Source organism: Neorhodopirellula pilleata (assembly GCF_007859915.1).
Taxonomy (GTDB): Bacteria; Planctomycetota; Planctomycetia; order Pirellulales; family Pirellulaceae; genus Rhodopirellula; species Rhodopirellula pilleata.
This window is the reverse complement of sequence record NZ_SJPM01000005.1, coordinates 239,021-263,269: the sequence shown is the minus strand read 5'-3', so window position 1 is coordinate 263,269 and position 24,249 is coordinate 239,021. Positions and strand designations below refer to the sequence as shown.

Below are 24,249 nucleotides of genomic sequence, written 5' to 3'. Positions count from 1 at the left end.
TCCTGAATCATTACTTGCCTGCGTAGGAATCGCTTCAAGCGGAGTTATCGGCACATCCGGCCACCAACATTCGGTAAATTCGGAACAATCGGACCAACCTGAACCGGTTTTCTTACCCTGCGTATCAAAAGAACCATGGGAATCGCGGTTGCCTGACTTTCCGTCCTTTCCTACCATCCCATAGTGTGGTTCACCCATCGGCGTGACCATTTCCATCCAACCGCCAGTTTGACGGCTTTGAAGGGTCGAATTGACGGCAGACCAAAACACACAGATAGAATTTTCATGTTGCATCGCCCTGCCTTGGTGGTTCCCGGTCGTCCATCTGCTCACCGCTCGCAATCTCAAGCGGCCCCTCCGAGCTGCCGATGGATCTCGTTTCTCTCACGGTCCGCTCGGACGACCCTCGCCGTCATCGCAACCACCGGTGCCATCGTGGGGACGGGGACAACGCTTCCGTCGCTGAACGCCCAAGAAACCACATTGCCGCAAGCCGTTCCGCTGGAGACTCAATCGGCCTCCCGTGAACAAGCTCGCCCGCCGATCAACGCAGCCGCCCCCGTGGCGCTGCCCAAACCCGCACCACAAGACGGTGTGGTGTCGCGACTGATCGCACGGCTGATGCCCAGCGAACACGTCTCGGGCAAAGATCTTAATGACGAACTAAGCCAGCGAGCTTTGCAACTCTACGTGGAAGCATTCGACCCGTTGAAACTTTATTTCCTGCAGTCGGACATTGATCAATTCCAACGCTACGCCGCAGTCGTGGATGATCACGTCAAAGCAGGCAACTTGGACCTCGCGTATTACATTTTCGAACAGTTCACCCGCCGCGTCGATCAACGCGTCGAAACGATCCGAGAATTGCTCAAAGGCGAGTTCGATTTCAACATCGACGAAGACGTCGTCATTGACCGTGAAGCCGCTCAATATGCCAAGAACGACGACGAAGCCCGCGACCGCTGGCGTCGGCAGTTGAAGCTGTCGTTGCTCGACCTGAAAGACGCCGATGATCCGGTCGTCGGCCAGGAAGCTCGGGATCAATTGATGCGTCGCTACGACCGTTACGCCGCACGCTGGAAAGGTACCAGCAGCGACGACATTTTGGAAATGTTTCTGACTTCCGTCACAAGCAGTTATGACCCACACTCAACTTACATGTCGCCAGCGACACTCGAGGATTTCTCGATCTCGATGCGATTGAACCTCGACGGCATCGGGGCCTCGCTGGGGGAAAAAGACGGCATGACCCAGGTTAAGCAAATCATTCCCGGTGGTGCCGCCGACGGTCATGGCAAACTCAAGCCCGACGACATCATCGTTTCGGTCGGTCAAGGCGATTCGGGAGAGATGATCGATATCATCGAAATGCCTTTGAAGGAAGTGGTGAAACTGATTCGTGGCAAAGCCGGATCGGTGGTTCGTCTGGGCGTCAAACCTGGTGGTTCAGGCAACGTCGAGATCTATGAAATCGTCCGAGCCCGCGTCGAGTTGGAAGATTCCGCCGCTCGAGGCCAAGTCATCGAGCACACGCTTCCGGGCAGTGGCACGATGAAACTCGGTTACATCAATCTGCCGAGTTTCTACATGGACATGGAATCGGCCAAGCGAAACGAGACCGACTTCCGCAGTAGCACCCGCGATGTCGCCAAACTGCTCGAGGACTTCAAACGCCAAAACGTCGGCGGTGTGGTTTTGGACCTAAGCCGCAACGGCGGTGGTAGCTTGACCGAAGCGATCAGCCTCACCGGATTGTTCATCGATCAAGGTCCGGTAGTCCAAGTCAAGGACGCCAACGGAAGCGTTCAAAAATACGACGACGATCAAATCGGTACGGTGTGGGACGGACCTCTGGTTGTTTTGACCAGTAAACTCAGCGCCAGTGCGAGCGAGATTCTTGCCGGTGCGATCAGGGATTATCGTCGCGGCTTGGTCGTCGGCGACCCTCAAACTCACGGCAAAGGAACCGTTCAAACGTTGATGGATATCGGCCAATCTCTGTTCCGAATCAAACGTGCCAACTACGGTGCCTTGAAGGTCACCCTACAACAATTCTATCTTCCCGACGGTGAGAGCACTCAACTCAAAGGTGTTCCGGCGGACATCGTGCTACCCAGTTTAACCGCAAAGATGCCGGTTGCCGAAGGCGACCTGGAGTACGCGCTGGAACACGATCGAGTGAACCCGGCGAGGCACAATCTGTACCGCATGGTGCCGACCGATGTCGTGAACAACCTGCGTGTTAGTTCTCAGAAACGCATTGCCGAGAACGAAGAGTTCGCGGATCTCATGCGACGGATCGAACTCTACGTTCAGCAAAAAGATCAGGCGACGATCTCGATCAATGAAACAAAGTTCATGGAACGTCGTGCCGAACTGAATGCCCAAAAAGAAGACGAGAAAGAGGAACTCGAGCAACAATTGGCGACCGAAGTGGTGTTCCAAGACACTTACTACAACCAAGAGGTGCTCAACGTCACTCATCAATACGTCGACGCATTGAGGGCACAAAACTTGGCACGTGCCAACTGACCATCCCATCGCACGCGCCAGCCGGGTGGGTGAATCTTTTCCACTCGCCTACCCGGCACGGATATTCTTGATGATGTTATTTCTTCGCACAGCATATGTCCATCGACGCGGGGCCATCACGCGCCTTTCAAGGCGGCTACGCCTCAAACATACAAGCCCGACGCGCAAGCGAGCTGTTGATTTAGTCGCATACCGAATGACAACAATTAGCCGATGGGCGTTAGCCCCGGTTGGCGTCCAGGTAACCGCCGCTAACGCGGTACGGCTAATTAAATCAACAGCCCGCAAGCAAGGGGATGCGTTTTACAATTCCAGATACCAGCGAATCCCATCGCTTGCGAGTCGGGCGTGTATCGATAATCTTCAAAGCACACCAAATGCGGCGATAACCGGTACAGGAAATCGCTTGGCTCTTTGGGCCTTAGTCGTCGCATCGATTTTATTAGTGCGACCATGCAGTGCGAGAGCCGATACGCCTGAAGTCACGCAAAGGCCGGACGCGACTCAACCAGACGGGGTCAACGTCGCCAAGTTTTGGAACGTTGCCTACAACGACTCGGTCGATCCAGATCAACCGACGGCGGCGTTGGCCGATTTGTATGTCCCCGTTCTTCCGGCCGACCAGTTGAATTCAGCCGACCAAGTGAATTCAGCCGATGCGGCGACATTCGACGTGACCGGCATCCCGCGACCTGCGATCCTATTGGTTCACGGCGGAGGCTGGATTGCGGGCGACAAATGGATGCTCGGGGCGTACTGCGAAGATCTCTGTCGCCTCGGTTTTGTGATCCTGAACATCAACTATCGACTCGCCCCGCAGGCGAAGTTCCCTGCTCAAGCGGATGACGTTCGCGAAGGTCTGCGGTACCTGACCCAAAACGCCGAGCGGCTATGTATTGATGTCTCACGTATCGGGATGTTCGGATATTCGGCCGGCGGACACCTCTCGGCGCTCATCGGGGTTCTCGGCGATGAGCCGATCGAAACAGTCGCGCCGGCAACGACTTGGCCCACCGATGATCCACGCTGGGAGCAGTTGCCAAGAGTGGCCGCTGTTTGTGCCGGCGGACCGCCTTGCGATTTCCGAGTCATGCCGCTCGATAACGAGACGTTCACTTATTTCCTCAACGGCCCCCGTCGAGATTTCCCTGATCTTTACGAAGCCGCATCGCCAACCGCACACGCCTCGGCCGGCGACCCGCCGTTCCAAATCATTCATGGGGAAACCGACATGATCGTTCCCCTGCAAACCAGCGAGAGGTTTGCCGAAGCCCTCAGAACTGCCGGAGCGAGCGTGGATTTAACCGTGATCCCCAATCAAGGCCACATGGTGACGTTCATGCACCCGACCACCCGAAAACGCGTGCTAGAGTTCTTCCAACGAACGCTACTCAAGTAGGCTGGGTGGAGGAGGCTCTGCGACGAACACCCGGCAATCACAGTTGGCCCTTAAACCAAGTGCTCTGCCAAAGTAGGCTGGGTGGAGGAGGCTCTGCGACGAACACCCGGCAATCACGGCTGGCACTTAAACCAGGCGATCTACTTAAGTAGGCTGGGTGGAGGAGGCTTTGCGACGAACACCCGGCAATCACGGTTGGCCCATAACCAATCGCTACACCCCAATGTAACGCCAGGTTTACGTCGCAGCGAAAGTCGCGAAGACTTTCGGCTTTTGGCAGCCCAGCCCGAAACTTTTGGCGAGTTTCGCTATCTTCCGATTCAATACTGATCATTCCCAATGAAACCACCAATCCACGGACTTCTGCGACTTGCGATCGTCTTGATCGCCACGGGAATCTGTGGGTCGGCCACCGCTAACGATGAGACCAAGCTAGCGACCGCGCTGCATCAACGCGTGCCTCGCCCCGACCTTGTACTCGCCGCGGCGGACTCCGGCGACGTCACCGATCGCATGTTGGCCGCCGAAGGGATTCGTCTGTGGCACGAACACATCCCCGGTGCAATGGGTTGTTTAAGACGACTTGCCAACGACGCAAGCCTGGACGTGGTGACCAAAGCGATCGTTGCGGCCGGTCAAATCGGCACGCGAGAAGCCTTCCTTGCCGTCTCGGGTTCGCTCGATCGAGAGATCGACGATGCGCACGTAACGGCGATCGCCGATGCGTTGGATCGGCGGGCGTTTCGCGTGTATTGGTTACAAAGCGATGAGTTCGGTCTGCGTCCAACCATCTCGGCATTGATCACCCGGCGATCATCACCGCACGATCCATCAAGTTTGGCCGCCCTGGAATTTCCACCGCCGAGTCATTCGGTAGTGGAATCCGGACGTGCTGTCTTTCAGTCGGCCGGTTGTGTCGCCTGCCATCGCGTCAACGGATATGGACATGACGCATTCAATGTCCCTTTGAAGGGAATCGGGATGTGTCACGACAACGTTACTTTGGTGCAACACATCCTTTCACCGTCGCTGGACATTCACGACGGCGGACGCCAAGAACGGTTCGTGACCGAGGATGGACGATTGCTCGTCGGCCGGGTGACTCGATCGCAAGCAAACCGGTTAGCTGTTCAAACGGATGCAACTCAACCTGAACGAATCCAGTGGATTGATCGCGACGAGATCATTCATCGCGAGCATAGCGATGTTTCGCCGATGCCGACCGGTCTGCTTGATTCCTTGACACCGACACAAATCGCAGACCTGGTGGTCTACTTACGAACCGACGGTGGCCTAGTGCCGATGCCATCGACCGCGCACGATCATCACTGAATTCGCCTCGATTGATCGCGTAAGCTTTCGTAAGTAACCCCCTCCCGAATAATTCTTCGCCGAAGTCGTCCGTCGAGCGGGACGTGCCTTGGATCGCCAGATCGCTTGGACTCTCGCTGACCAACGCCGCCACATTGAGACCTGACCGATTTGGTTTCTCCCGCTGAAATGGACTGACGAACGCTCTTCGGGATTTTAGGTCGGCTGCTGCGCTGTCTCTTTTCTGGCAGGAAAATTGAGGGCAGGAAGATTGGCGCCGATCATCTTCCTGCCCCTAATTTTCCTGCCAGAACTGCAGATGAGAGTACGGTCATCGAAGAACAACGTTCCTCGTTCTGGAAGCCGGAACCAAACAAAGAGGCTGTGAAACGCTTCGCGCGAGCCTCTTCCAATGCCGCTGCCGGACAACCTTGACATCAACCATCCCGAAGGGATCCAAGCCATTTGCCAGAGATCGCGCAGCGCACCTGTGGCAAACGAACGTTGCCCCCGAACGAAGCGTTCACCAGCCACCGGAGCGATGAAACCTTAAGTACAAAGTCGGCTCAGTGGCTTGTTTTCTCTGCAGCATGTCGACGTTACTAGAAGTCTTTGTCGATTGTTTCCTTCGAAGCACGGGTTCCCAGTGAACCCCAAAGTCCAAATGGCGAACCGACACCGGCGGGCAGGTAGGGGCCTGCATGTGCGGTACGAACGAACTTGACCATGGGACTACCCTGATTGCCGGCTTCAATGGAGTCGGTGATAAACTTAACCGCACCATCGCCCATCAAGACGTGTGCTCCACCTTGATGACGACTACTGACCGAAACGAGCATATCAAGTTCATGCGTGCCTGGATTAGGGACCGTGTCAGAGAACGCTCCCAAGCACAGCTCGCTGTTAGGTGGACGAATCGTTTGAACTTGAGTGTACAACGGTCTCGCAAACGCCCACTTGTATCCGCGTCGCTGTTCGTTGCCATTCTGCAGCCCAGTCCCAGGCGCCCAGAATTGAGGACGGGTTGGATCGGTCAGAGTCGAACATGACAAGGCACCGCCAGCCAAAGCCAGGTCGACGGTATTCCGCGTGCTCGGTGGAGCTGTTCGCTTATCACGGTCGCCTATATCGGTTACCAACTCTCCCATGGCAATCGTATTGGAAAGTCCATCGAGGCAATCACGGAATGCACTTGGTCCGTGAGGGCGGAAAGTAAAAAGACCCCGCTGACTCACGCGATGCCACTGTGCTCGACCGTTCGAGGCAATTCCAGTCGGAGGGTCTGGAATTCCGTTGGCGCTCATGTCGGAAGAATCCCCTGTACACATCCCATAATTCGTTCGACCTGCCGAAGGCAAACCGATACCAGGATCGCTGGGGCAACGTAACGTCGGAATGTTGCTTTCCCAGGGTCGGTACGATCCACCACTGGGATCATTGATCTCAGCAATGTTGCGATGGGGGCCAGGTCCCATGGCATTGAAAAATCGGCCTGCACCTGGATCCCCTGCTGGAATTTGGTAGGGATTTGATATCTGTTCCCAAATCGCCTGTTGCTCAAAGAACGGCGTCAAACCGACAAGCCCAGACAAGTCGAAGCGGTTGTTGCCAGCCGCCGTTGCCGCCGACGCACCACTCTGCCACGCCGGGGGAGCACTGGCTGGTTGCAGCGTACCTGTGCCATGCTTGGGCAACTGATTGTAGGCGGAATGGTAATTGTGAATCGCCAAACCGAGTTGCTTAAAATTGTTGCTGCAACTCATGCGACGAGCTGCTTCACGTGCCGCTTGTACGGCTGGCAACAACAGACCAACCAAAACTCCGATGATCGCAATGACCACCAACAACTCGACTAGGGTAAACGCGCGCCGATACAAACCTGAAACTTTCATGAATAATCTCTCTTACTTGGGAAAAACGGAAAAAATTGAGGTAGCAAATCTGTCACGAACCAATGCCGCGATGCGAGAAACAACGATAGCGTTCACGACACCTACTGAGCCTGGTCCGAATCATCCGACATGACCTGCGCTGCTTCTGGATGTTCAGCAAGGTAAACCTCGTACTCATTAGCAGAGGGCGCGGATATAGCCGAGTTGTCCCCGCAGCCGATCAAAGACACAGAACCGATAACAAGCAAAAAAACCGAGACACATTTCATCATTTCGCGCCTAACAGAACGTGCAGTAAGGGGGATTGCCGATCGCTGGTGGTGAAGCCTAGAACGAACGTTGAAGCAAATAGCCCCGCTCGGCGTTTGGTTACGGTCGATTTACCGAAATACTGAGTTTTCATCCAAGCTTGTCGACTTGAACGATATCCTCGCACTGCGATTGATTCCTCGAGCAGGAGGACGAGCTAGTTGCCTTTAAAGCAACCGTGTACGCGACCGCTGCCGCAATCCCAGCCGAGACGGTTAACCGAACTATCGCCTGGCGTGTTTTTATTCGAGAATTTGCGTAACCAATCACACCCCACGGCTATTCGCTTAAGCAAACTTCGGCAACTTCCGTCACTCCGTCATTGCTCCTGCGACGTTTTATCGATCCCGTTAACCGTGGTTCGAATCGACAATGAAACGCACACCTGAATTCATTCAATTATTGACCAGCAGTCAGAGTCGGCTATACGGATACATTCTTTCGCTGCTGTACGACGCCGATCAGGCCAACGACGTGTTGCAGCAAACCAACGTCATCCTGTGGGAGAAAGAAGAAGAGTTTAGTTTGGGAAGTAATTTCATAGCCTGGTCTTTTCAAATCGCCTATTTTCAGGTGCTCGCGCACCGCAAGCAATTGCAACGAGAGAGACTGTCGTTTGACAGTGATCTTCTCGCCGATATCGCCAACGTTTCGCGCGAGGCCGAAGAATCATTCGAGTCTCGCCAAAAGCTGATGCGACAGTGTTTGCAGAAACTCAATCGACGACAGCAAGAGATCGTCTACCGCCGGTATCAATCAAACGCGAGCCTTGATTCTATAGCCATCGAGACTGCAAATACTGTCAATGCGGTCAAGCAATTGCTTTTTCGTGCACGCAGCGCGTTAGCTCGCTGTATTAACCAAGGCTTAGAACAGGAGATGAACTCATGAAAGATTCAGTTGAGAGGGAGTTGATTGACTTGGTTGAAGCGATGATCGACAAGTCTGCTACCATGGCGGACCGCGAGCGTCTAGAGTCCCTGCTTCGCGATGATCGTGAAGCTCAAGTCTATTATGCCGAACAATGCCAACTGCACACGATGTTAGCGTGGGAACACGGAGTGCTGCCCGAATTGGTATTTCCTGACGAACAGAATGTCCGATTGCGTGAAGCCCAGCAAGCAACCAGCGCACGAATGATTCGGAACTGGCGTCGGCTCACCATTGCCGCCATTTTTTTACTTTTCTGCTCACTTCTTCTGACCGCGATCAATCGGCCGAGTGATCAGAACTCGCGCAACCAAACGGTTGTGAGTGAAGAGGTCGATTTGCAAGTAGCGGGCATCCCCTGGGAGCAACGGGATATCATTGGCACGATTGTGCAGAGTTTTGGTGCGACTCTTTCAGTCCCCGATGCACAAATCTCTCTCTCCCAAGGGGATGTTGCACGGACGGGAGTCTATGAATTGAAGGGCGGCATCGTCGAACTAGGGTTCAACACCGGAGTCGACGTAATCATCGAAGCACCTTGCCGATTTAAAATCGAGAGTTCCATGCGGATGGTCTTGAGCGAGGGGAGCCTTTCGGCCAAAGTCGCACCTGCCGGAGAAGGATTCATCGTTGACACACCCTCGGCAAGCGTTGTCGATTTTGGCACCGAGTTCGGCATCGAGGTGTTCGCGGACAAGAGTAGTGAAGTTCATGTGTTCGAAGGCGAGGTAGACGTTAAACCGCGTCATGCGAATCCTAACGCTTCGGCTGTGAAACTTCGCACCGATCATGCCACTCGAATAGACAAAACCGGTGTGATCCCACAAAGCATCGATATCGACCATGAGCGTTTTATTCGTGAACTCAGCGATCCGAACGCCGCCCTCAATTCCTATGCGCAATTGGTTACATCTTTTGCTCCCACGGTTTACCTGCGAATGGAGATCGCAGAAGACGGCAAAACGATTCTCGATATGGGGAGCACACAATCGGTGGGCACTATCAATACGGGAACCATGATCGAGCCACCCTTTGCTCCCGGCATCGCCGGTGGTTCGCTACGGTTTGGCGGGCCTCAACGCCGAGCCTACGCGTGGATCGACGCTTTCCCTAAATCAGCGACGCAGCAACTCACCGTTTGCGCTTGGGTGCGAGCGGAAAGTCGACCTCGCTGGGCAGCAATCGCCAAGCACTGGGCAGTCGAGCTTATTGATAACAGTTCTGTCAACAAAGGCTTAGGCGGCCAATTTCACTTCGGCTTGAACCATGACGAAGGGGAGTTGGAGGTGCAAGTTCGGGACAAAAACAACATGATCGTTGGATTGCGAGACATTGAGCCGCTGCCGTTACATCAGTGGCAGCATGTGGCTTTTGTAGTTGATGGAAGCGAACTCACGCTTTATCGCAATGGCAAATCCATCGCATCAACCACCTGCGATGGACTCGCAGTCGATGGCCCCGATCGACTCGGCATCGCCGCCAAACTGAGTCCTAACGAGCCTGTACCAGATCAACACAATCCAGGTTTCTGGCAAGGCCGCATCGACGAACTGGCGATCTTCGACAAAGCTCTCACTGCTAAAGACGTAGGCGTACTTTCCAACATCCAACGATAGCCGCATTGGACATATCAAACCAGCAGTACCGGTAAACGGTTCGCGCCGAGCTGGATAAGATCACCAAACGATAGCTGACATGATTCGGCATTCGGCTATTACTGGAGCGTCTCTCTACTCCAGTGTACATCTTGGCTTATTCTTCATTGAGACCTGACCGATTTGGTTTCTCCCGCTGAAATGGACTGGAGAACGCTCTTCGGGATTTTAGGTCGGCTGCTGCGCTGTCTCTTTTCTGGCAGGAAAATTGAGGGCAGGAAGATTGGCGCCGATCATCTTCCTGCCCCTAATTTTCCTGCCAGAACTGCAGATGAGCGTACGGTCATCGAAAAACAGCGTTCCTCGTCCTGGAAGCCGGAACCAAACAAAGAGGCTGTGAAATGCTTCGCGCGAGCCTCTTCCAATACCGTTGCCGAACAACCTTGACATCAATCATCCCGAAGGTATCCAAGCCATTAGCCACAGATCGCGCGGCGCACCAGTGTAAAACGAACAAAGGAATGAACTTCGACCCCGAATCTCGCTACCGAAAAGTATCGGAACGCTAATCTCCGCTGATCGCACACTAATCAGAGTATACAACACGATGAACCGGAGACTCTAATTAGTGTTTGATTAGCTCAGATTAGCGTTCTCAATTCCCACACAGCAATCGCATCAAGAGTTGCATGCTGCATGAACTTCGTTTGGGATTGGTCTTGGGTTTCGGGGGTGACGCAGGCATGAAAACCGAGCAGATCCACACCGAAATGTCTGCCGAATTGCCGCAAATACTCCTCAACCCAGACCGTTGATAGTCAAAATTCTTTCCTGAGTCTACTTCTTATCCCATGAGAACACATTTGCGAGCAATGCGAATGCCAACTTGGGCAATCACCACTCCGTTGGGATCGATCGTTTACCGTCGTGCCAAACGAACCATCGAAGCAACCCAGTACGTGAGGAGAGAATTGGAACTCGGCATCACCGACTAATTCCACACATTCCGAATGCCGTGATGAGTCAACCTCTAGTGAGTACTCTCTCCCCTGGTCCACTTCAAACGACTGGTCGAAAGCCGCTGCCGGACAACCTTGACATCAACCATCCCGAAGGGATCCAAGCCATTAGCCACAGGTCGCGCAGCGCACCTGTGGAAAACGAAGAAAGGAATGAACGTCGACCCCGAACTGGGTCGCAGCAGCCGAAGTGAATGCGGTGCGCACCCGTTCGGGGCCGAAGTCGAGATGGTTCTCCGTTGTCCGGTGGTATTCGCTTCGCTCGACCACCGGCTACTGGCTAACAACGCCCTCGGCGTAAGATCAAGGCTCACGCCGGAGTCAGGTTTGGTTCGCGGTTTTGTGGACCAGGGTCATTCGATATGATTGATCGAACTCGTGTGCCTCCGCGACTCGGCCATCCACTTCATCGATTCGCGGAACAAGTCAGACGATCTCGACCGATCTGCCAAAATCGATTCGTGCAGGAGGCTCCCGATGATTTCGTCTCGACAGTACGATAACTCAGTCACTCTTGAAAACCTAACCTCACCCCGGCGCGAGCCTTTCTTTCCTTCTCAAGACTCGAGGCAACCCCGAAACCCGAACCTGATTCCGAGCGAAGCGTTTCCGACCGCAAGCAAAGGCTCGATAACGAACCCGCCTGGCAGCTTGTCCGCGACTACCAAGCCTGCCCACCATCCGCATCAGACGAACAGGTCCGCCAGCACCTCGCGTCGAAAGAGTTTGACCAATGCAAACTCTGTCCAGGCGATAGAACTTCCTTTGTTCACAAAGACCCGACGCCTCCAGGATTTAGGAGTAACCAACAAGCAAGCACTGATGTTGCGAAGGGACGGGGCGTCTCGTACAATCTCGTGACGTAAAAGTCAAGAGATGAAACGGCAATTGGCAAAAATGGATTAGGCGGTCGGTACGATGACAGAAACCGAAGAAGGACTGGAGAGCACAGAGCTTGTTGAACAGGTCGCAAGGGCTGAGGACCAGATTGTTGAACAGTCTAAGCGTATCGAGTACTACCTTACGGATTACTCGGTCGAACTTCTCGCACTGAAAATGGATAAGAAAGAGTTCGAAATTCCCGGTTATCAACGTGAGGACACTTGGGAAGACGAGAGAAAATCAAGGTTCGTAGAATCGTTACTTATGGGGCTTCCAATCCCTTTTCTTTTCTTCTGGGAGAGAGGGGACGGAAAACTGGAAATTGTGGATGGCTCTCAACGCCTGCGAACTATTCAGCAGTTTGTGAAAAGCGAACTTAGAATTGGTGAGCTAACGGAATTGACCGAGCTACAAGGCTTAGTATTCAAAAATCTACCAGAGTCTCGGCAGCTGAAAATTAAGAATCGATCCATTCGCGGGATTATTCTCAATGAGCACGCTGACGAACAGGCGCGGTTTGATATCTTTGAACGCATCAATACCGGCAGCAAAATAGCCAACAAAGCAGAGGTTCGTCGCGGGGCACTTTCGGGGCCATTTCTCGATCTTGTCATTGAACTCGCGAAAGATGAACTGTTTGTAACGCTCGCTCCTGTACCAGCCAAGTCCGTTAGCCTTCGTAAACACGAAGAGATGGTAACTCGATTCTTCGCTTACTCTGATGGTTATGCGAATGACTTCATCGGATATAAGGACAGGCCTGCGGCGTTCTTGTTCTCCTATGCAAAGCAAATGAACGAAGTATTCAAGACAAAGAGAAAAATCACCGTATACAAGGATCGCTTTCGACAAACCATGAAGTTTGTCGAGAAGGCATTTCCATACGGATTTCGAAAGACGGCTAGTGCCACTGAAACTAGGTACACGCGGTTCGAGGCACTAGCTGTAGGCAGTTATTTGGCGATAACTACAGAACCGAAAATAAAATCCAATCCGCCTGATGTCTCGTCCTGGATCAATGGAGAAGCATTTAAGGAGTATAGCAAATCAGGAGGATCAAACGCTAAGAAGCGTTTGACTGAGCGGCTAGAATATGTTCGCGACCGGTTGTTGGGAAGATAGTATGGACACTCAACCATTTGAAGAACGCATACAGGAAATTGATGCTTACATTGAACTACTAGAAGCATTGAACCGCCAGTCGCAAACGGGCCCACCGGAAATTGGAGGCTCGGTGATTACTGCTCAACAACAGAAGATGCTTTTCGCGTCTGTCTATCTCCAGCTCTACAATTTAGTCGAGGCCACTGCGACTTGGTGTGTAACCGCAGTAGCAAAGGCGACGGCAGACGGCAACTCATGGAGTCCAGGGCAACTAGACACCACGATTCGAAGGGAATGGGTTCGTACGTCAGCGCGAACACACGTAATTCTGAACCAGGACAACAGATTCGAAAGCGCATGGGCATTTTGCGAACTTTTGCTGCAAAACCAGCCCGTGGTGGAATGGGAAATCGAAAAGGGTGGCGGCGGTAACTGGGACGTGGCAGCTATAGAAGCAATCAGTGAACGAATCGGATGCACGTTGAACATAACACCATCCGTCGCTACGGCAGTGAAACGCCATTTCCGAGACGACAAAAATGCACTTGCATTCGTTAAGGACTTGCGAAACAAGTTAGCACATGGAGCGATTTCCTTCGAGCAATCTGGCGAAAATGTTACTGTTACAGACTTAAAAGAGCTTAAGCAAAGGACTGTAGATTATCTGCGGCAGGTCGTTCAGTCGTTCAAGCAGTACGTGAATGACGGCTGTTATCTTGACGCTACCCTTAGACCAGTTGGGGGTGCTTAAGTGATATCTTGCGTAGACTTGTTCTGCGGTGTCGGTGGCCTAACCCATGGCTTGGCAAAGGCAGGCATCAATGTAGTTGCTGGCTACGACATTGATGAGTCATGTAGATTCGCGTACGAAGCCAATAATGAGGCAGTATTCGTAAATCAAGACGTTTCAACATTGACTGCCGAAGACATTAAGAGTCATTGGCGATCTGACGAGATCTCGCTCCTGGCTGGCTGCGCACCGTGTCAGCCGTTTTCGACTTACAGTAGATCCAGCCGAAAAAACAAATCAGATGACAAGTGGGAGCTAGTGCGCCATTTCGCGAGGATCGTCGCTGAGACAAATCCTGAGCTAGTCACAATGGAGAATGTTGCGGAACTGACTCGGCATTGCGTATTTTCAGATTTTCTTTCGGTGCTTAAGGAATACTCAATCTGGTATTCAATAGTTGATTGTCGCGATCACTCCGTGCCCCAAACACGAAAGCGACTGGTTTTACTTGCATCACGATTAGGGGCAATCGAACTGCGGAAAGCTCGCTCAATTCGTTGCCCAACAGTGAAGGCAACAATCTCAAAGCTTCCGAAACTGGAGGCTGGTGAGGCTGATCCGAACGACGCAATGCACCATGCATGCAGGCTGAGCCCGATAAACCTTAAGCGAATTCGCGCATCACGGCCAGGCGGCACTTGGCGCGACTGGCCCAAATCTCTTCGTGCCTATTGCCACAGAGAAGATTCGGGCGAAACATACCCAAGTGTTTATGGGCGAATGAGTTGGGGTGATCAAGCACCAACTATTACAACGCAATGTTTCGGTTATGGCAATGGAAGATTCGGACATCCTGAACAGGATCGCGCAATTACACTTCGCGAAGCCGCAATGCTTCAGACGTTTCCTAAGACATATCGCTTTTTACCGAGAGGAGAGAAGGTTGTTTTCAATGTCATGGGGAGGCTCATTGGTAATGCAGTTCCAGTACGACTTGGGTTAGCGATCGGGACAACTTTCGTAACTCATGTCACTGAATACCAGCGAATGAACATCAGGTCGTCTTATAACAAAGATTCAAATGAACGGTGAACGGTGAACGGCGTTGGATGAAGCCAAATGGGTCAGGTCTCTTTGTTGGTGCTTGGTTGCGGAACTCGAACCTTCTGGCGACCACGAGGACGCATGGTTGACTCCAGGTTGAGCCGTCTTGCGATGGTCTCGACCCATCCGTCGTCGCCCAGTGGACGCCCACGCTGGGCCGATAAGCGAACGGCATCGAGTTCGTTTTCGCTGAGAGGTTCGTTGACTCGTTGTACCCATCGTGGCAATCTCGCAAGTGGCCAGGGTGACAGCAACTTGGGGTTCGGCTCTGGACTCTGAAGCCAGCGCCACAGTGAGCCCCACCGCCAGTGTTCGGCACGTTGGACCAGTCCAGCACGCAAGGCATTGCGTTCAACGTAGCGGCAAACGACGAAGAAGTGGTCATCATCTTGAATCGGGAAGCTCTTGTACCGCTGTTGATAGACGTGCCCAAGCCCACTGGTGTGGTAATGGGCGTGGTAACGCATCGTATGAGTTCCGCCCACCCAACCCATGAATCGACTCATTTCACCATCGACCAAGGGCGGCAAAACCAGATGATAATGATTGCCATCTTTGTTCCTCAATCGGGTTATCATTGGCCCGCAGGTTGGAGACCTTCGGTATGCCACTGGTGGACAATGCCGGTTTGCCCGGTGGCGAACACGCAGTTTGCGTCGGCACTGATGCCGATCGTGAATAGAAAATCGTTGGGGGCGGATGCCGTTGCGATCGATCCGCCATTGTTGGTGTCGTGAACACGTACACGACCATCGGCGCAAGCACTGGCCACTCGCGAACCGTCGGCCAAAAATTCTACTGCGGTGACTTCATCGCCGAACCCGCTGATGCTGCGCCTTTGTTGCCCGGTCTCGGCGTCCCATACCTTGATCGTGCTGTCGGCACTTCCGCTGGCGATCGTCCGACCATCCTCTTTCCAAGCGAGCGACAGTACATGGTGAGTGTGCCCATCGAGTGCTCCCACGATCTCCTTGGATGAAACATCGATCAGCCGTATCGTCTTGTCAGCCGATGCCGTCGCAAGTCGTCGACCGTCGGGAGAGAAACGCACACACAAAACCGAATCGCTGTGAAGATCGTTGAATTGCCTCATAACGTCGCCCGTTGACGTGGCGACGATCAAGACTTGTCCTTGACGACTTGGCGTGCCACTGCCGATCGCGATTGATTGGCCATCGCCACGAAAGTCGAGCGACGCAACGCGGTCGGATATCAAGTCCGATCCGGGACCACCAATCGTTCGCTCTAGCACCCAACGTTGCCGCCGATCGATCATCGAAGGTGGTCCGGAGTCGTGATGAATCACCATCCGATGCGCATCGAGAAAATACGTGGTGCCGATGTCGCCGTACTCGGTTGCCGATGGAAGCGAATGCCGGTCGAGCGGCTTGCCGTCGACGACCTGATAACTTCTCACGCGACCTTCAACATCAACGACGAACACGGCGGCGTCGCCGTCGGCAAAGGAGATTGACGAAACAGCGGAATGGTGGCTTATGTGATCGGTCAGCATAGCGAGCCGATGCTTCAGGTCGACCAAGCGATTGTTGAGCTTGCGAAGTTTGTCGTGATGTTTCGGCAAACTCTCCGACACTCGATCGAGTGCCTTTTTGGCGGTGTTCCAGGCTTGTTCCCGTTGGGTCGCTTCGGCCGTTTTCTTTTCGACCTCCTTCTCGATTCCGGCTGGATCCTCACCCTTTTCGATCACTGCGGCCTTGGCGGTTTTGGCGGACTCGAGTTCCTTAGTCGCCTTCTCGTGAGCCTCGGTTACTTTGGCAAACGCCGCCGTTTCCTTCTCGAGTAACTGATTGAGCTCTTTGGTTTTGCCTTCCAACGTTTGAATCCAGGATTGCTCGCGTCGAATGTCTTGTTCCAATGCAGCGATCCGTTGCTGTGAATCGGCGTCGCCGCTGAGCGTCTGTAGTAACTTCCCGTCGTCAACGTTCCATAGTTTTGTAATCCCATCGATGCCGCCGGTGGCGATTACCTTGCAGGTGCCGTTGCATGTCAACGCACCAATGCGTGACCCGTGCGTAAGATCGCGTAAGATTCGATCCGATCTTAGATCCGCAAGCTTGGCAACACCTGAAGCCGTGCCAACAACGAGAGTCCCATCCGCCAAAAACGCGATCGATGTGACCTCTTGGATGGACGCCAAAGCTTGGGAAGGATGCGGTTGACCACCTTTGAATAATCGAACGCGACCGTCCGTGCCGAGCGAAGCGATGAAGTCGTCCTGACCGGTTTGCACGACAGTGACGACGGGATGGTCCAAACTCAGTTGTTTCGTGGCCGTTCCGTCGGCCGTCGCATGAACGCTGATATCGCCACTTTGATATCCAACGAGTATGCGTTCCGCGCTTGACCAATCGATGTCGGTCACCACGCCAACGCTCGGGATCGTGTAGCGAGATCCTTGTCCGTCGATGTCCCAGACCTCGATGTCACCAATCGAATTGACGATCGCGACGGACGAACGATCCGGACTGAGGGCGGTGGGACCGCAACTGCGGCGAAACGCGGGTGGAACGGCGGGTTGAGTGTTTTCCCGTTTCCAAATCCGCACGGTTCGGAAGCCGCCCGTGGCGATGCGGTCGCCCGAGGGTGAGAATGCGATTGCCTGGACGACGTCCAGGTCAGCGGTCCCTGATTGTGGCAGGTTCTCGTCAACCAACACGGTCTCGACTTGTCCCGATGCGGCGTCGACGAATTCGACTCGATTGGCATGCCCAATGGCGAGATGTCGATTGTTCGGCGAGGTCGCCAACGCGTAGCTGCTGCGGATCGACTCTGGGATCGGTTGCCAATCGATCGTGTCGTCGACCGACATGCCGTCGAGGTTCGCACCTTGGGAGATCCAAGTTCGAATCAGCGAGAGTTCCTCCTGCGTCAATCGCTTCGCACCGACCGTGTTGTCGTCCGGGGGCATCGGCTCGACGTCATCGGTGGCTCTTAAGAACAACAAGCTGGCGTCGGGATGATTGGCCACCACAAGCGAACCGCTGTCGCCACCCGACGCGATCGCTTGATGCGTCTCGAGCGATAATCCACCTTCGGCCTGTTTGGTGCGGTGGCAGGCGACGCAATTACGCTGCAAAATTGGCGAGATGTCACGGGTATAGCTGATCGATTGGGTTGCGTTCGTTTGCTCGGCTACTGCGTTCGTTCCAAAACAGCAGAACATCAAACCGATCGTTAGCGATAATTCACGCATCATGGCGCTGGGCGGGGTGGGAAGGAGGGATGATGGGAGCCCGTGTGAATGCATTCGTTACGACCGTTCGCTCACTGCACTTCGAGCGTGATCGGTGGTGATGCGACGTAGACCGTCAAATCTTTGGCAGCGACTTGTTTCTTGATTGCCTCAATTCGCTTTTCCGCCTCGGCAATTTCTTTGTCAATCTGGGCATGATCATTGGACCGTTCTGGATTGCTGCGCAAGGTTTTCAAGGCGTCGCGGTACTCTGTCTCGCGCACCAGTGCTTGTGGATTGACGGAAAACTTGACCTTCGTTTCGCTTTGGCCCCAGAATGTATAGGTCCCGACGAAGGCATCGTTTTTAACGTCGATCGTCCATTCGGCTTCTGATTTATCTTTGGCGATCGTCAGGTCACCGGCGGCTACACCGGGTGGCAATCCTTGAGCCCTCAAGACGATGACGTCGGCCCCGCCTTCGCGGCGCGTCACCTTGATGGGTACAGTGACCTTGGTTCCCTTCTTCGCGACGACGGTCTCGTCGCCACCGGCATGAATGCTGATCGGGTCGGTATCCCATTCCGATGACGCGATCATGAATTGATCGGTTAATCGAGTGAGCGCGGCGGTGCGATAACCGTCTTGTGGCCAGACGACCGTCGCGACACGTGCGGTGCCGGATTCGTTTTGCCCATCCCGGGATGCCTCGCCGACAATCTTGATCGAGCCGTATTGCGTCGGGGCCTGATCCGATGCCGTGATCACCAAGTCCGTCCGGTTTTGGTTTCCCGCAATCCAAGCCGGACGACACGAAAGCCCGGGAAGCAATTCGGGGATTGAGACCCGGATCGGCCCCGACATCGAATGGCGATTGACAAACACTCGAATCGTCGTCGCACCGGCTCGGGCCAAATGCGATCCCGAAGGCTGAGAGGTCTTGGCGTCTTTGTGCGGGTAGATTTGGTAGGCCAGAAGCTGCCAATCACTTCGGGGCGGACCGATCGCGAGTTGGTAGCGTTGACGGTTGCCGAGTGATTGGCCTGTGTCCGAATCGAAGACGGTGATTCGATATTCACCATCTTCGGGAGGTTGAAAGGTGGTGATGGGGTCGCCTGTGCCAAGCCGAACAACGGAGTCCGAAAGATTGGGACCGTCGTCGAAAGTCGCGATCCGCTGCCACGTTGGCACCCCCGATGCATTGGCGACCGATCGGTCGATGATCAATCGGGCGTCGGTCGGCTCGCCCATCCGATCCGAAACGATTTCGATGTGGACCGGCTGATTCTTAAAAAGTTGGCACGTGTATTGATCAACGTCATCGGCAGAATCGAAAGTCGCCTCGACCAAGGCGGGAACTTCAAGCGGAATCGGCGAGCCGGATTCTTCGACCCAAGTGGGATCACGCTTTTCAACACTGACCGATTTAGGATCCTCGGTTTGCAATGCATTCTGCGTCGCATCACCTTCGACCAATTGGATGCCGTATTGGTAGGCTGCGCCGCCTCGGTATAACGCATCATGCACCGCGATGGTTAGCGGACGACTATCGGTGGCCGTTAAAGTCATCTGCAAGTCAGAATGATCGCTTCCAATCGCGCTGTCGAGCGTCCGCCCAGCGACATCGAGAATTGAAACCGCACCGATCAGTTGGGAATCCACCGCTTGTGCGATCAAACGCAACGCGTACTGCTTGCCGGGAACCGCGACGAAGGAATAGTAATCCCGTTGCTGAGGCGAAGTGCGACGACAATAGATCGGTCCGGCTTCGATGGAAGTCGCAGTCGTCGCGGTATTTCCCACTGTGGGAACAATGCGAACAGCATTTTGAACGACGATGGACCGTGGATTCGAGATTCCGAAACGGCCGACCGCGCTGGCTTCGTATCGCCCTTCAGGAACATCCGCCGCGATGCTAACGCGAAAGTTACCGTAACGTGACATGTCATTGCCGGTGAACGGTCTGGGCTCGCCGTTGACCAACGTTGCGGTGATCCCCGGATGTGATACTAGAAGTTCGCGAACCTCATCTGTGTTGGCGCCCTCGGCGATCGAGACTTCGTAAGTTTCGCCTGGAGCAAAGAACGACTGGGAGAGTGATCGCAGTCCGATGACAGGCAGTTGCGCGAGCGCATCGCCGCCACCCCAAAACAGGGACAGCGCCGCGACGAGCACGCCGTGAACGTGTCGCGATCGCTCGGGTTGCGATTCGACTCGATTAATCTTGGGTCGGTGGGACATCAGTGGTTAAACAAGAACTCTTTCGAATTGACCAGCGCCCAGATCAAATCTTCCCAGCGTTCTCGGGGATGAGGCTCTTTCGAATCAGGTGATTCCTGATTCGCAGGCGATTCCAAGTAACTCAGTGTCGATTGGAGTTCCGTGTCCGTCGGCTTGCGACTCAAAGCGAGTTTGTAAAGCTCGGCGATCTTGGCTTCGGTCGGTCGAGAAGTGTCGGACGCAAGCATGGCGGCTCGGCCTTGCTCATGGGTCAGTTTCATTTGCATCTGTTCCGAGTTGAGCAGGTGCAGGCTCTGGGCCAAATTCGCGTCCGACGAACGCTCGCACTCGCAGGCGGTCTTTGAGTCGGGCTGTCCAAACACGGACAAGAAATACGAATCGAACCCAGTGTCGGGCAATTCCACCGCGCGCGTTCCAGTCGGCATTCCGGCGAAGGTCGTGGTTGCGCCGGTGACGGAGTCGATCGAATCCAATAACGTTTCGGCTTGCAAACGTTTGGGATAGTAACGTGAATGACTACGGCGGTCGATCAAGTTGTCGGCCACGGCATCGGAGGATGCGGAATACGCCGCCGAATTGCAAATCAAGCGGATCAACGATTTCAGATCGTACTTCGACTCAACCAATGCCGCCGCCATCGCATCCATCAATTCGGGATTCGAGGGCGGATTGGTGACCCGCAAATCGTCTTCGGGTTCGACCAATCCACGCCCCATGAAGTGTTTCCAATAGCGGTTGACGAGTGCTTTGGCAAAAAATGGGTTGTCCGGCGACGTCACCCATTCACTCAGTGCCCGCCGAGGATCGGCCGCCACGTCGGGCTGAATCGGTTCGGAATCGAGCCCGGCAGGTGCGACCGACTGACCTGTTTTGGGATGGTTGGCCGACGGGGTTGCGATTCGGGTGACAAACGTCACGTCCACGCCATCGGTCTTTTTTGCGATCGTTGAAAAGAACGCCGACATTCGGGCATAGTCCTCCTGACTCCATTTCTCGTAAGGATGATGGTGACAACGGGCGCATTGAATGCGCTGGCCCAAGAATAATTGGCTGATGTCTTCGACCCGTTCGTTTTGGTCGGTGACCTGCGACAACCACGCGGTGGCGGGATTGCTAAATAACGAGCCACTGGCGGTGAGTAACTCATCGACAAACTGGTCGTAAGGCTTGTTGGTACGCAACGACTCCTTCAACCAATGATGAAACAACATGTTCGAGGTTTGCAGTGGACCGCCGGCGCGTCGATTGCGTAGGATCACGCTCCATTTTCGAGCAAAGAAGGACGCGTAATCATCACTGGTCAAGAGCTCGTCGATCTTGCGGGCACGTTTGTCCGATGCCTCGTTAGAAAGGAACGTATCGGTTTCCTCGAGCGTGGGGAGACGGCCGGTTAGATCGAGTGTGATGCGGCGCACAAACGTCGCGTCATCGCAAGGCGGCGATGCGGGAATGCCAAGCGAATCAAGCTTCTTCTGAACAAAACGATCCACCACATTTGTTGCTTGCGGCGTATTCGCATCCCCTTGGATCGAAACCAGCTTGTTCGGCATGTCCGGTGCCGATCGTCGATCTGAATGCAGCGGGACTTCAGCGAGGAACACGCTCACATGCCCTTGGTACCGCGCCATGACGGCGACGTCGCCGACCATTTCCCCGCACCGAACGAGACCCGTCTCGTCGACTTCCGCCATCTGGAGATCGTTGGATTCATAAACGGCCGCGCGAGTGACGTCTTCGACGGTGCCGTCGCTATAAGTCGCGATCACGGCGAGTTGTTGCTCGCTACCGGCCGCCATCCGTCGGACTTCCGGAAAGCATCGAATCGAACTGACCGAACGGATTTCGCCTTGATCAAACTTCATGCCTTGGGCGATCCAGCGACGCATGACACGATATTCATGTGAATCGCGATCGGTCCTCGCTCCGCCACCGTGGGGCATCGCGTTGATCGTTTTCATCAGCAACAGACTTCGATCCGGTGCAGCCAAGGAAACGCGTCGGGCGCGAGATTCCGCGATCAAGCGTTTGTGATCTTCTTCCGCTTCGAACCCGAGCAATGACAGCCGAAACCCGTTTTGTCCGGAGATCTTGCCGTGACATCCGCCGCCGTTGCATCCCAACTTGGTAAAGATCGGAACGACTTGCCCGACGAAGCTGACCGGTTGTTCCCGTCCGGTGCCGGACACCGTCAGCTTGGAAGTTGCCGTGACACCATTGTCTGCGGTCGCTTGCACCGTCACGATTCCATCGGCAAGTGGAGTGACCAAGCCGGTGGAATCGATTGAAACCAAACCGTCGGGAGTCGTGTTGAATTTGACTCGGCGTGTCCAGTCGGTGGTCAGTCCGCCGGCATCGGATCGCGAAACGATCAGTTGCAATCGTGCGTCTGTTCCGACAAGCTCGGTGGCCGCACCATCGCCGATGTTGTCGATCCGCAGCGTGGCGTCCACGGTTGAGGGACCCTTGTCGGCGGGTGTGTTTTCAGCAACCAAGTTCGTCGACATGCAAAAAAGCAGCGAGGCAAATGCCAAGTACGTGCGAACGATCCGACGACGGGGAACGTGTTTCAGTTCGGCTGCGTTCATGCGACCAACTCGGCGATCGGATCACTGTCGACGAGGAACTGAGGCCGCCCCGTCGGATCGGCGATGGTGGTGGAGTGGGTGTCGATGCCCAAGGTGTGATACAAGGTCGCGACGATCTCTTGCATGGTGACCGGACGCTCGACGGCTTCCTCTCCCATGCGGTTGGTCGCGCCGATCACTTGGCCGGTTTTCAATCCGCCACCCGCCAACCAAGCACAACTCACTTTTGTCCAGTGATCGCGTCCGGCGTTGGCGTTGATCGTAGGAGTTCGTCCGAACTCACCCCAAACAACGATCGCGACGTCATCGAGCATGCCCCGCTGGTCCAGGTCATTGACCAAGGCGCTCAAGCACTGGTCTAGTTTCGATCCGTGATCACGAACCAGATCAAAGTTTTTGCTGTGACTGTCCCAACGTCCGTAACTGAGACTAACAACGCGGACGCCGGATTCGACCAAACGACGAGCCACGAGCAATTGATCGTTACAAGTCGGTGCACCGTCGAATTGATAGTTGTACGGTTTTCCATCTCCGTACTGAGCGACAGTTTTTGGGTCTTCTTTGGACAGATCCAACGCGTCGACCAACTTGCTGCTCGTTAACACATCGAGTGCCCGTTGGCCGAACGCGTCCATGCCTTCCATCGCGCCGGTAACGTCGATGTCTCGTCGCATCGTGTCCAGTTCGCTCAATAACCGGCGACGATCTTGCAATCGATCAAACGAAATTCCTTTCAGTGTCATGTTCTGCATGCCCGGTCCATCGGGCTTGAAGGGCGAATACGCCGATCCAAGGAATCCGGCCTGCCCTGAATCCGACCACGGGACATGTCGAGTCGGCGCGGCAAGCCCGACAAAGGGAGGCACCGACGGATCGACCGGGCCGTACACCTTCGCGGCGGCGGACCCGATAGAAGGACGACCGCCTAAGCTCTTCAGTGAAGTGTTGTCCCACCCGGTCAAGCATTGCAAACCGTCGTGCCCGCCGCGGCAACCGACGACGCTGCGGATGACCACCGACTTGTCCATCAATCCGGCGAGCTTTGGGAACACCTCGCCGATCTGAATGCCAGGGACGTTGGTGTTGATCGGTTGGAATTCGCCACGCACTTCGCTGGGGGCTTCGGTCTTGATGTCCCACATGTCCTGATGCGGTGGACCGCCAGCCAAGAAAATGTTGATCACCGATTTGTGTGATCGCGGGGATCGTGACGAAGCCTCGGCGCGGTACAAATCGGCCAGCGAGAGACCGCCGGTGCCGAACGATAATCCGCCGATCTTCAAAAAACTACGTCGATTGCGTCCATCGCAATAACGGCTCGAGGGACCCTTGATCGTCAACATGATCAGGCCGTGGGGTAGGCAGGTGGGATGATGGGGTAGGACTCGGGCGGGTGAAATCCACCGACACGAGCGGCGTGTGGA

The 24,249-nt window shown here is 54.6% G+C and carries 16 protein-coding genes; 10 read left to right on the top strand and 6 right to left on the bottom strand.

The annotated features are described in order from the left end of the window. Positions 1-285: 285 nt before the first annotated feature. The 3 genes from Pla100_RS13740 (at position 286) to Pla100_RS13725 (ending at position 5,263) form a co-directional block, all read left to right on the top strand. Entirely contained in the window at positions 286-2,532 is a 2,247-nt protein-coding gene (locus Pla100_RS13740; RefSeq protein WP_146578283.1) for a carboxy terminal-processing peptidase, read from the top strand. 445 nt (positions 2,533-2,977) lie between these two features. Then, positions 2,978-3,931 (top strand): alpha/beta hydrolase, encoded by a 954-nt coding sequence (locus Pla100_RS13730; protein WP_231603037.1) that lies wholly within the window; start codon positions 2,978-2,980, stop codon positions 3,929-3,931. A 339-nt stretch (positions 3,932-4,270) separates the two neighbouring features. Further along, entirely contained in the window at positions 4,271-5,263 is a 993-nt protein-coding gene (locus Pla100_RS13725) for a c-type cytochrome (RefSeq protein WP_146578281.1), read from the top strand. A gap of 581 nt (positions 5,264-5,844) precedes the next feature. On the opposite strand, the gene Pla100_RS13720 is transcribed toward Pla100_RS13725, so the two are convergent. Next, positions 5,845-7,134, bottom strand: coding sequence for a DUF1559 domain-containing protein (locus Pla100_RS13720; RefSeq protein WP_146578280.1), 1,290 nt, complete (start codon positions 7,132-7,134; stop codon positions 5,845-5,847). Between the two features lie 681 nt (positions 7,135-7,815). On the opposite strand from Pla100_RS13720, the gene Pla100_RS13715 reads away from it, so the two are divergent. The 7 genes from Pla100_RS13715 to Pla100_RS32420 all read left to right on the top strand — a co-directional run bounded on the left by Pla100_RS13715 (position 7,816) and on the right by Pla100_RS32420 (position 14,795). Continuing rightward, positions 7,816-8,334, top strand: a complete 519-nt coding sequence (locus Pla100_RS13715; RefSeq protein ID WP_146578279.1) for a sigma-70 family RNA polymerase sigma factor — start codon at positions 7,816-7,818, stop codon at positions 8,332-8,334. Then, positions 8,331-9,989, top strand: a complete 1,659-nt coding sequence (locus Pla100_RS13710) for a LamG-like jellyroll fold domain-containing protein (RefSeq protein WP_146578278.1) — start codon at positions 8,331-8,333, stop codon at positions 9,987-9,989. The genes Pla100_RS13715 and Pla100_RS13710 overlap by 4 nt, the downstream gene beginning before the upstream one ends. Positions 9,990-10,657: 668 nt before the next feature. After that, positions 10,658-10,783 carry a hypothetical protein gene (locus tag Pla100_RS32180; protein ID WP_261344794.1) on the top strand — a complete coding sequence of 42 codons (126 nt, stop codon included), beginning with the start codon at positions 10,658-10,660 and terminating at the stop codon, positions 10,781-10,783. Between the two features lie 357 nt (positions 10,784-11,140). Continuing rightward, positions 11,141-11,353: a hypothetical protein gene (locus tag Pla100_RS30770; RefSeq protein WP_197167925.1), complete on the top strand. Its 213-nt coding sequence runs from the start codon at positions 11,141-11,143 to the stop codon at positions 11,351-11,353. Between the two features lie 552 nt (positions 11,354-11,905). Beyond that, entirely contained in the window at positions 11,906-12,991 is a 1,086-nt protein-coding gene (locus tag Pla100_RS13705) for a DUF262 domain-containing protein (protein WP_146578277.1), read from the top strand. A gap of 1 nt (position 12,992) precedes the next feature. After that, positions 12,993-13,724, top strand: coding sequence for an MAE_28990/MAE_18760 family HEPN-like nuclease (locus Pla100_RS13700; RefSeq protein WP_146578276.1), 732 nt, complete (start codon positions 12,993-12,995; stop codon positions 13,722-13,724). Beyond that, positions 13,725-14,795, top strand: coding sequence for a DNA cytosine methyltransferase (locus Pla100_RS32420; RefSeq protein WP_146578275.1), 1,071 nt, complete (start codon positions 13,725-13,727; stop codon positions 14,793-14,795). It abuts the gene before it with no gap. Between the two features lie 32 nt (positions 14,796-14,827). Here Pla100_RS32420 and Pla100_RS13690 read toward each other — a convergent pair whose 3' ends face one another. From Pla100_RS13690 to Pla100_RS13670, 5 genes are all read right to left on the bottom strand, one after another. Next, positions 14,828-15,385 (bottom strand): transposase, encoded by a 558-nt coding sequence (locus Pla100_RS13690; RefSeq protein ID WP_146578274.1) that lies wholly within the window; start codon positions 15,383-15,385, stop codon positions 14,828-14,830. Then, a complete protein-coding gene (locus tag Pla100_RS13685; RefSeq protein ID WP_231603035.1) occupies positions 15,382-17,991 on the bottom strand; it encodes a WD40 repeat domain-containing protein in 2,610 nt (869 codons plus the stop codon). Before Pla100_RS13685 ends, Pla100_RS13690 begins: the two co-directional genes overlap by 4 nt. Before the next feature lie 101 nt (positions 17,992-18,092). Then, positions 18,093-20,240 carry a hypothetical protein gene (locus Pla100_RS13680; RefSeq protein WP_146578272.1) on the bottom strand — a complete coding sequence of 716 codons (2,148 nt, stop codon included), beginning with the start codon at positions 20,238-20,240 and terminating at the stop codon, positions 18,093-18,095. After that, positions 20,240-22,825: a DUF1549 domain-containing protein gene (locus Pla100_RS13675; RefSeq protein ID WP_146578271.1), complete on the bottom strand. Its 2,586-nt coding sequence runs from the start codon at positions 22,823-22,825 to the stop codon at positions 20,240-20,242. The genes Pla100_RS13680 and Pla100_RS13675 overlap by 1 nt, the downstream gene beginning before the upstream one ends. Next, positions 22,822-24,168, bottom strand: a complete 1,347-nt coding sequence (locus Pla100_RS13670) for a DUF1501 domain-containing protein (protein ID WP_146578270.1) — start codon at positions 24,166-24,168, stop codon at positions 22,822-22,824. The genes Pla100_RS13675 and Pla100_RS13670 overlap by 4 nt, the downstream gene beginning before the upstream one ends. Between the last annotated feature and the right edge of the window lie 81 nt (positions 24,169-24,249).

Coding starts and splice junctions, on each gene's coding strand:
- Pla100_RS13740 (WP_146578283.1), top strand. CDS start 286: ATGTTGCATCGCCCTGCCTTGGTGGTTCCCGGTCGTCCATCTGCTCAC.
- Pla100_RS13725 (WP_146578281.1), top strand. CDS start 4,271: ATGAAACCACCAATCCACGGACTTCTGCGACTTGCGATCGTCTTGATC.
- Pla100_RS13720 (WP_146578280.1), bottom strand. CDS start 7,134: ATGAAAGTTTCAGGTTTGTATCGGCGCGCGTTTACCCTAGTCGAGTTG.
- Pla100_RS13715 (WP_146578279.1), top strand. CDS start 7,816: ATGAAACGCACACCTGAATTCATTCAATTATTGACCAGCAGTCAGAGT.
- Pla100_RS13710 (WP_146578278.1), top strand. CDS start 8,331: ATGAAAGATTCAGTTGAGAGGGAGTTGATTGACTTGGTTGAAGCGATG.
- Pla100_RS32180 (WP_261344794.1), top strand. CDS start 10,658: ATGCTGCATGAACTTCGTTTGGGATTGGTCTTGGGTTTCGGGGGTGAC.
- Pla100_RS30770 (WP_197167925.1), top strand. CDS start 11,141: ATGAACGTCGACCCCGAACTGGGTCGCAGCAGCCGAAGTGAATGCGGT.
- Pla100_RS13705 (WP_146578277.1), top strand. CDS start 11,906: ATGACAGAAACCGAAGAAGGACTGGAGAGCACAGAGCTTGTTGAACAG.
- Pla100_RS13700 (WP_146578276.1), top strand. CDS start 12,993: ATGGACACTCAACCATTTGAAGAACGCATACAGGAAATTGATGCTTAC.
- Pla100_RS13690 (WP_146578274.1), bottom strand. CDS start 15,385: ATGATAACCCGATTGAGGAACAAAGATGGCAATCATTATCATCTGGTT.
- Pla100_RS13685 (WP_231603035.1), bottom strand. CDS start 17,991: ATGTTCTGCTGTTTTGGAACGAACGCAGTAGCCGAGCAAACGAACGCA.
- Pla100_RS13680 (WP_146578272.1), bottom strand. CDS start 20,240: ATGTCCCACCGACCCAAGATTAATCGAGTCGAATCGCAACCCGAGCGA.
- Pla100_RS13675 (WP_146578271.1), bottom strand. CDS start 22,825: ATGAACGCAGCCGAACTGAAACACGTTCCCCGTCGTCGGATCGTTCGC.
- Pla100_RS13670 (WP_146578270.1), bottom strand. CDS start 24,168: ATGTTGACGATCAAGGGTCCCTCGAGCCGTTATTGCGATGGACGCAAT.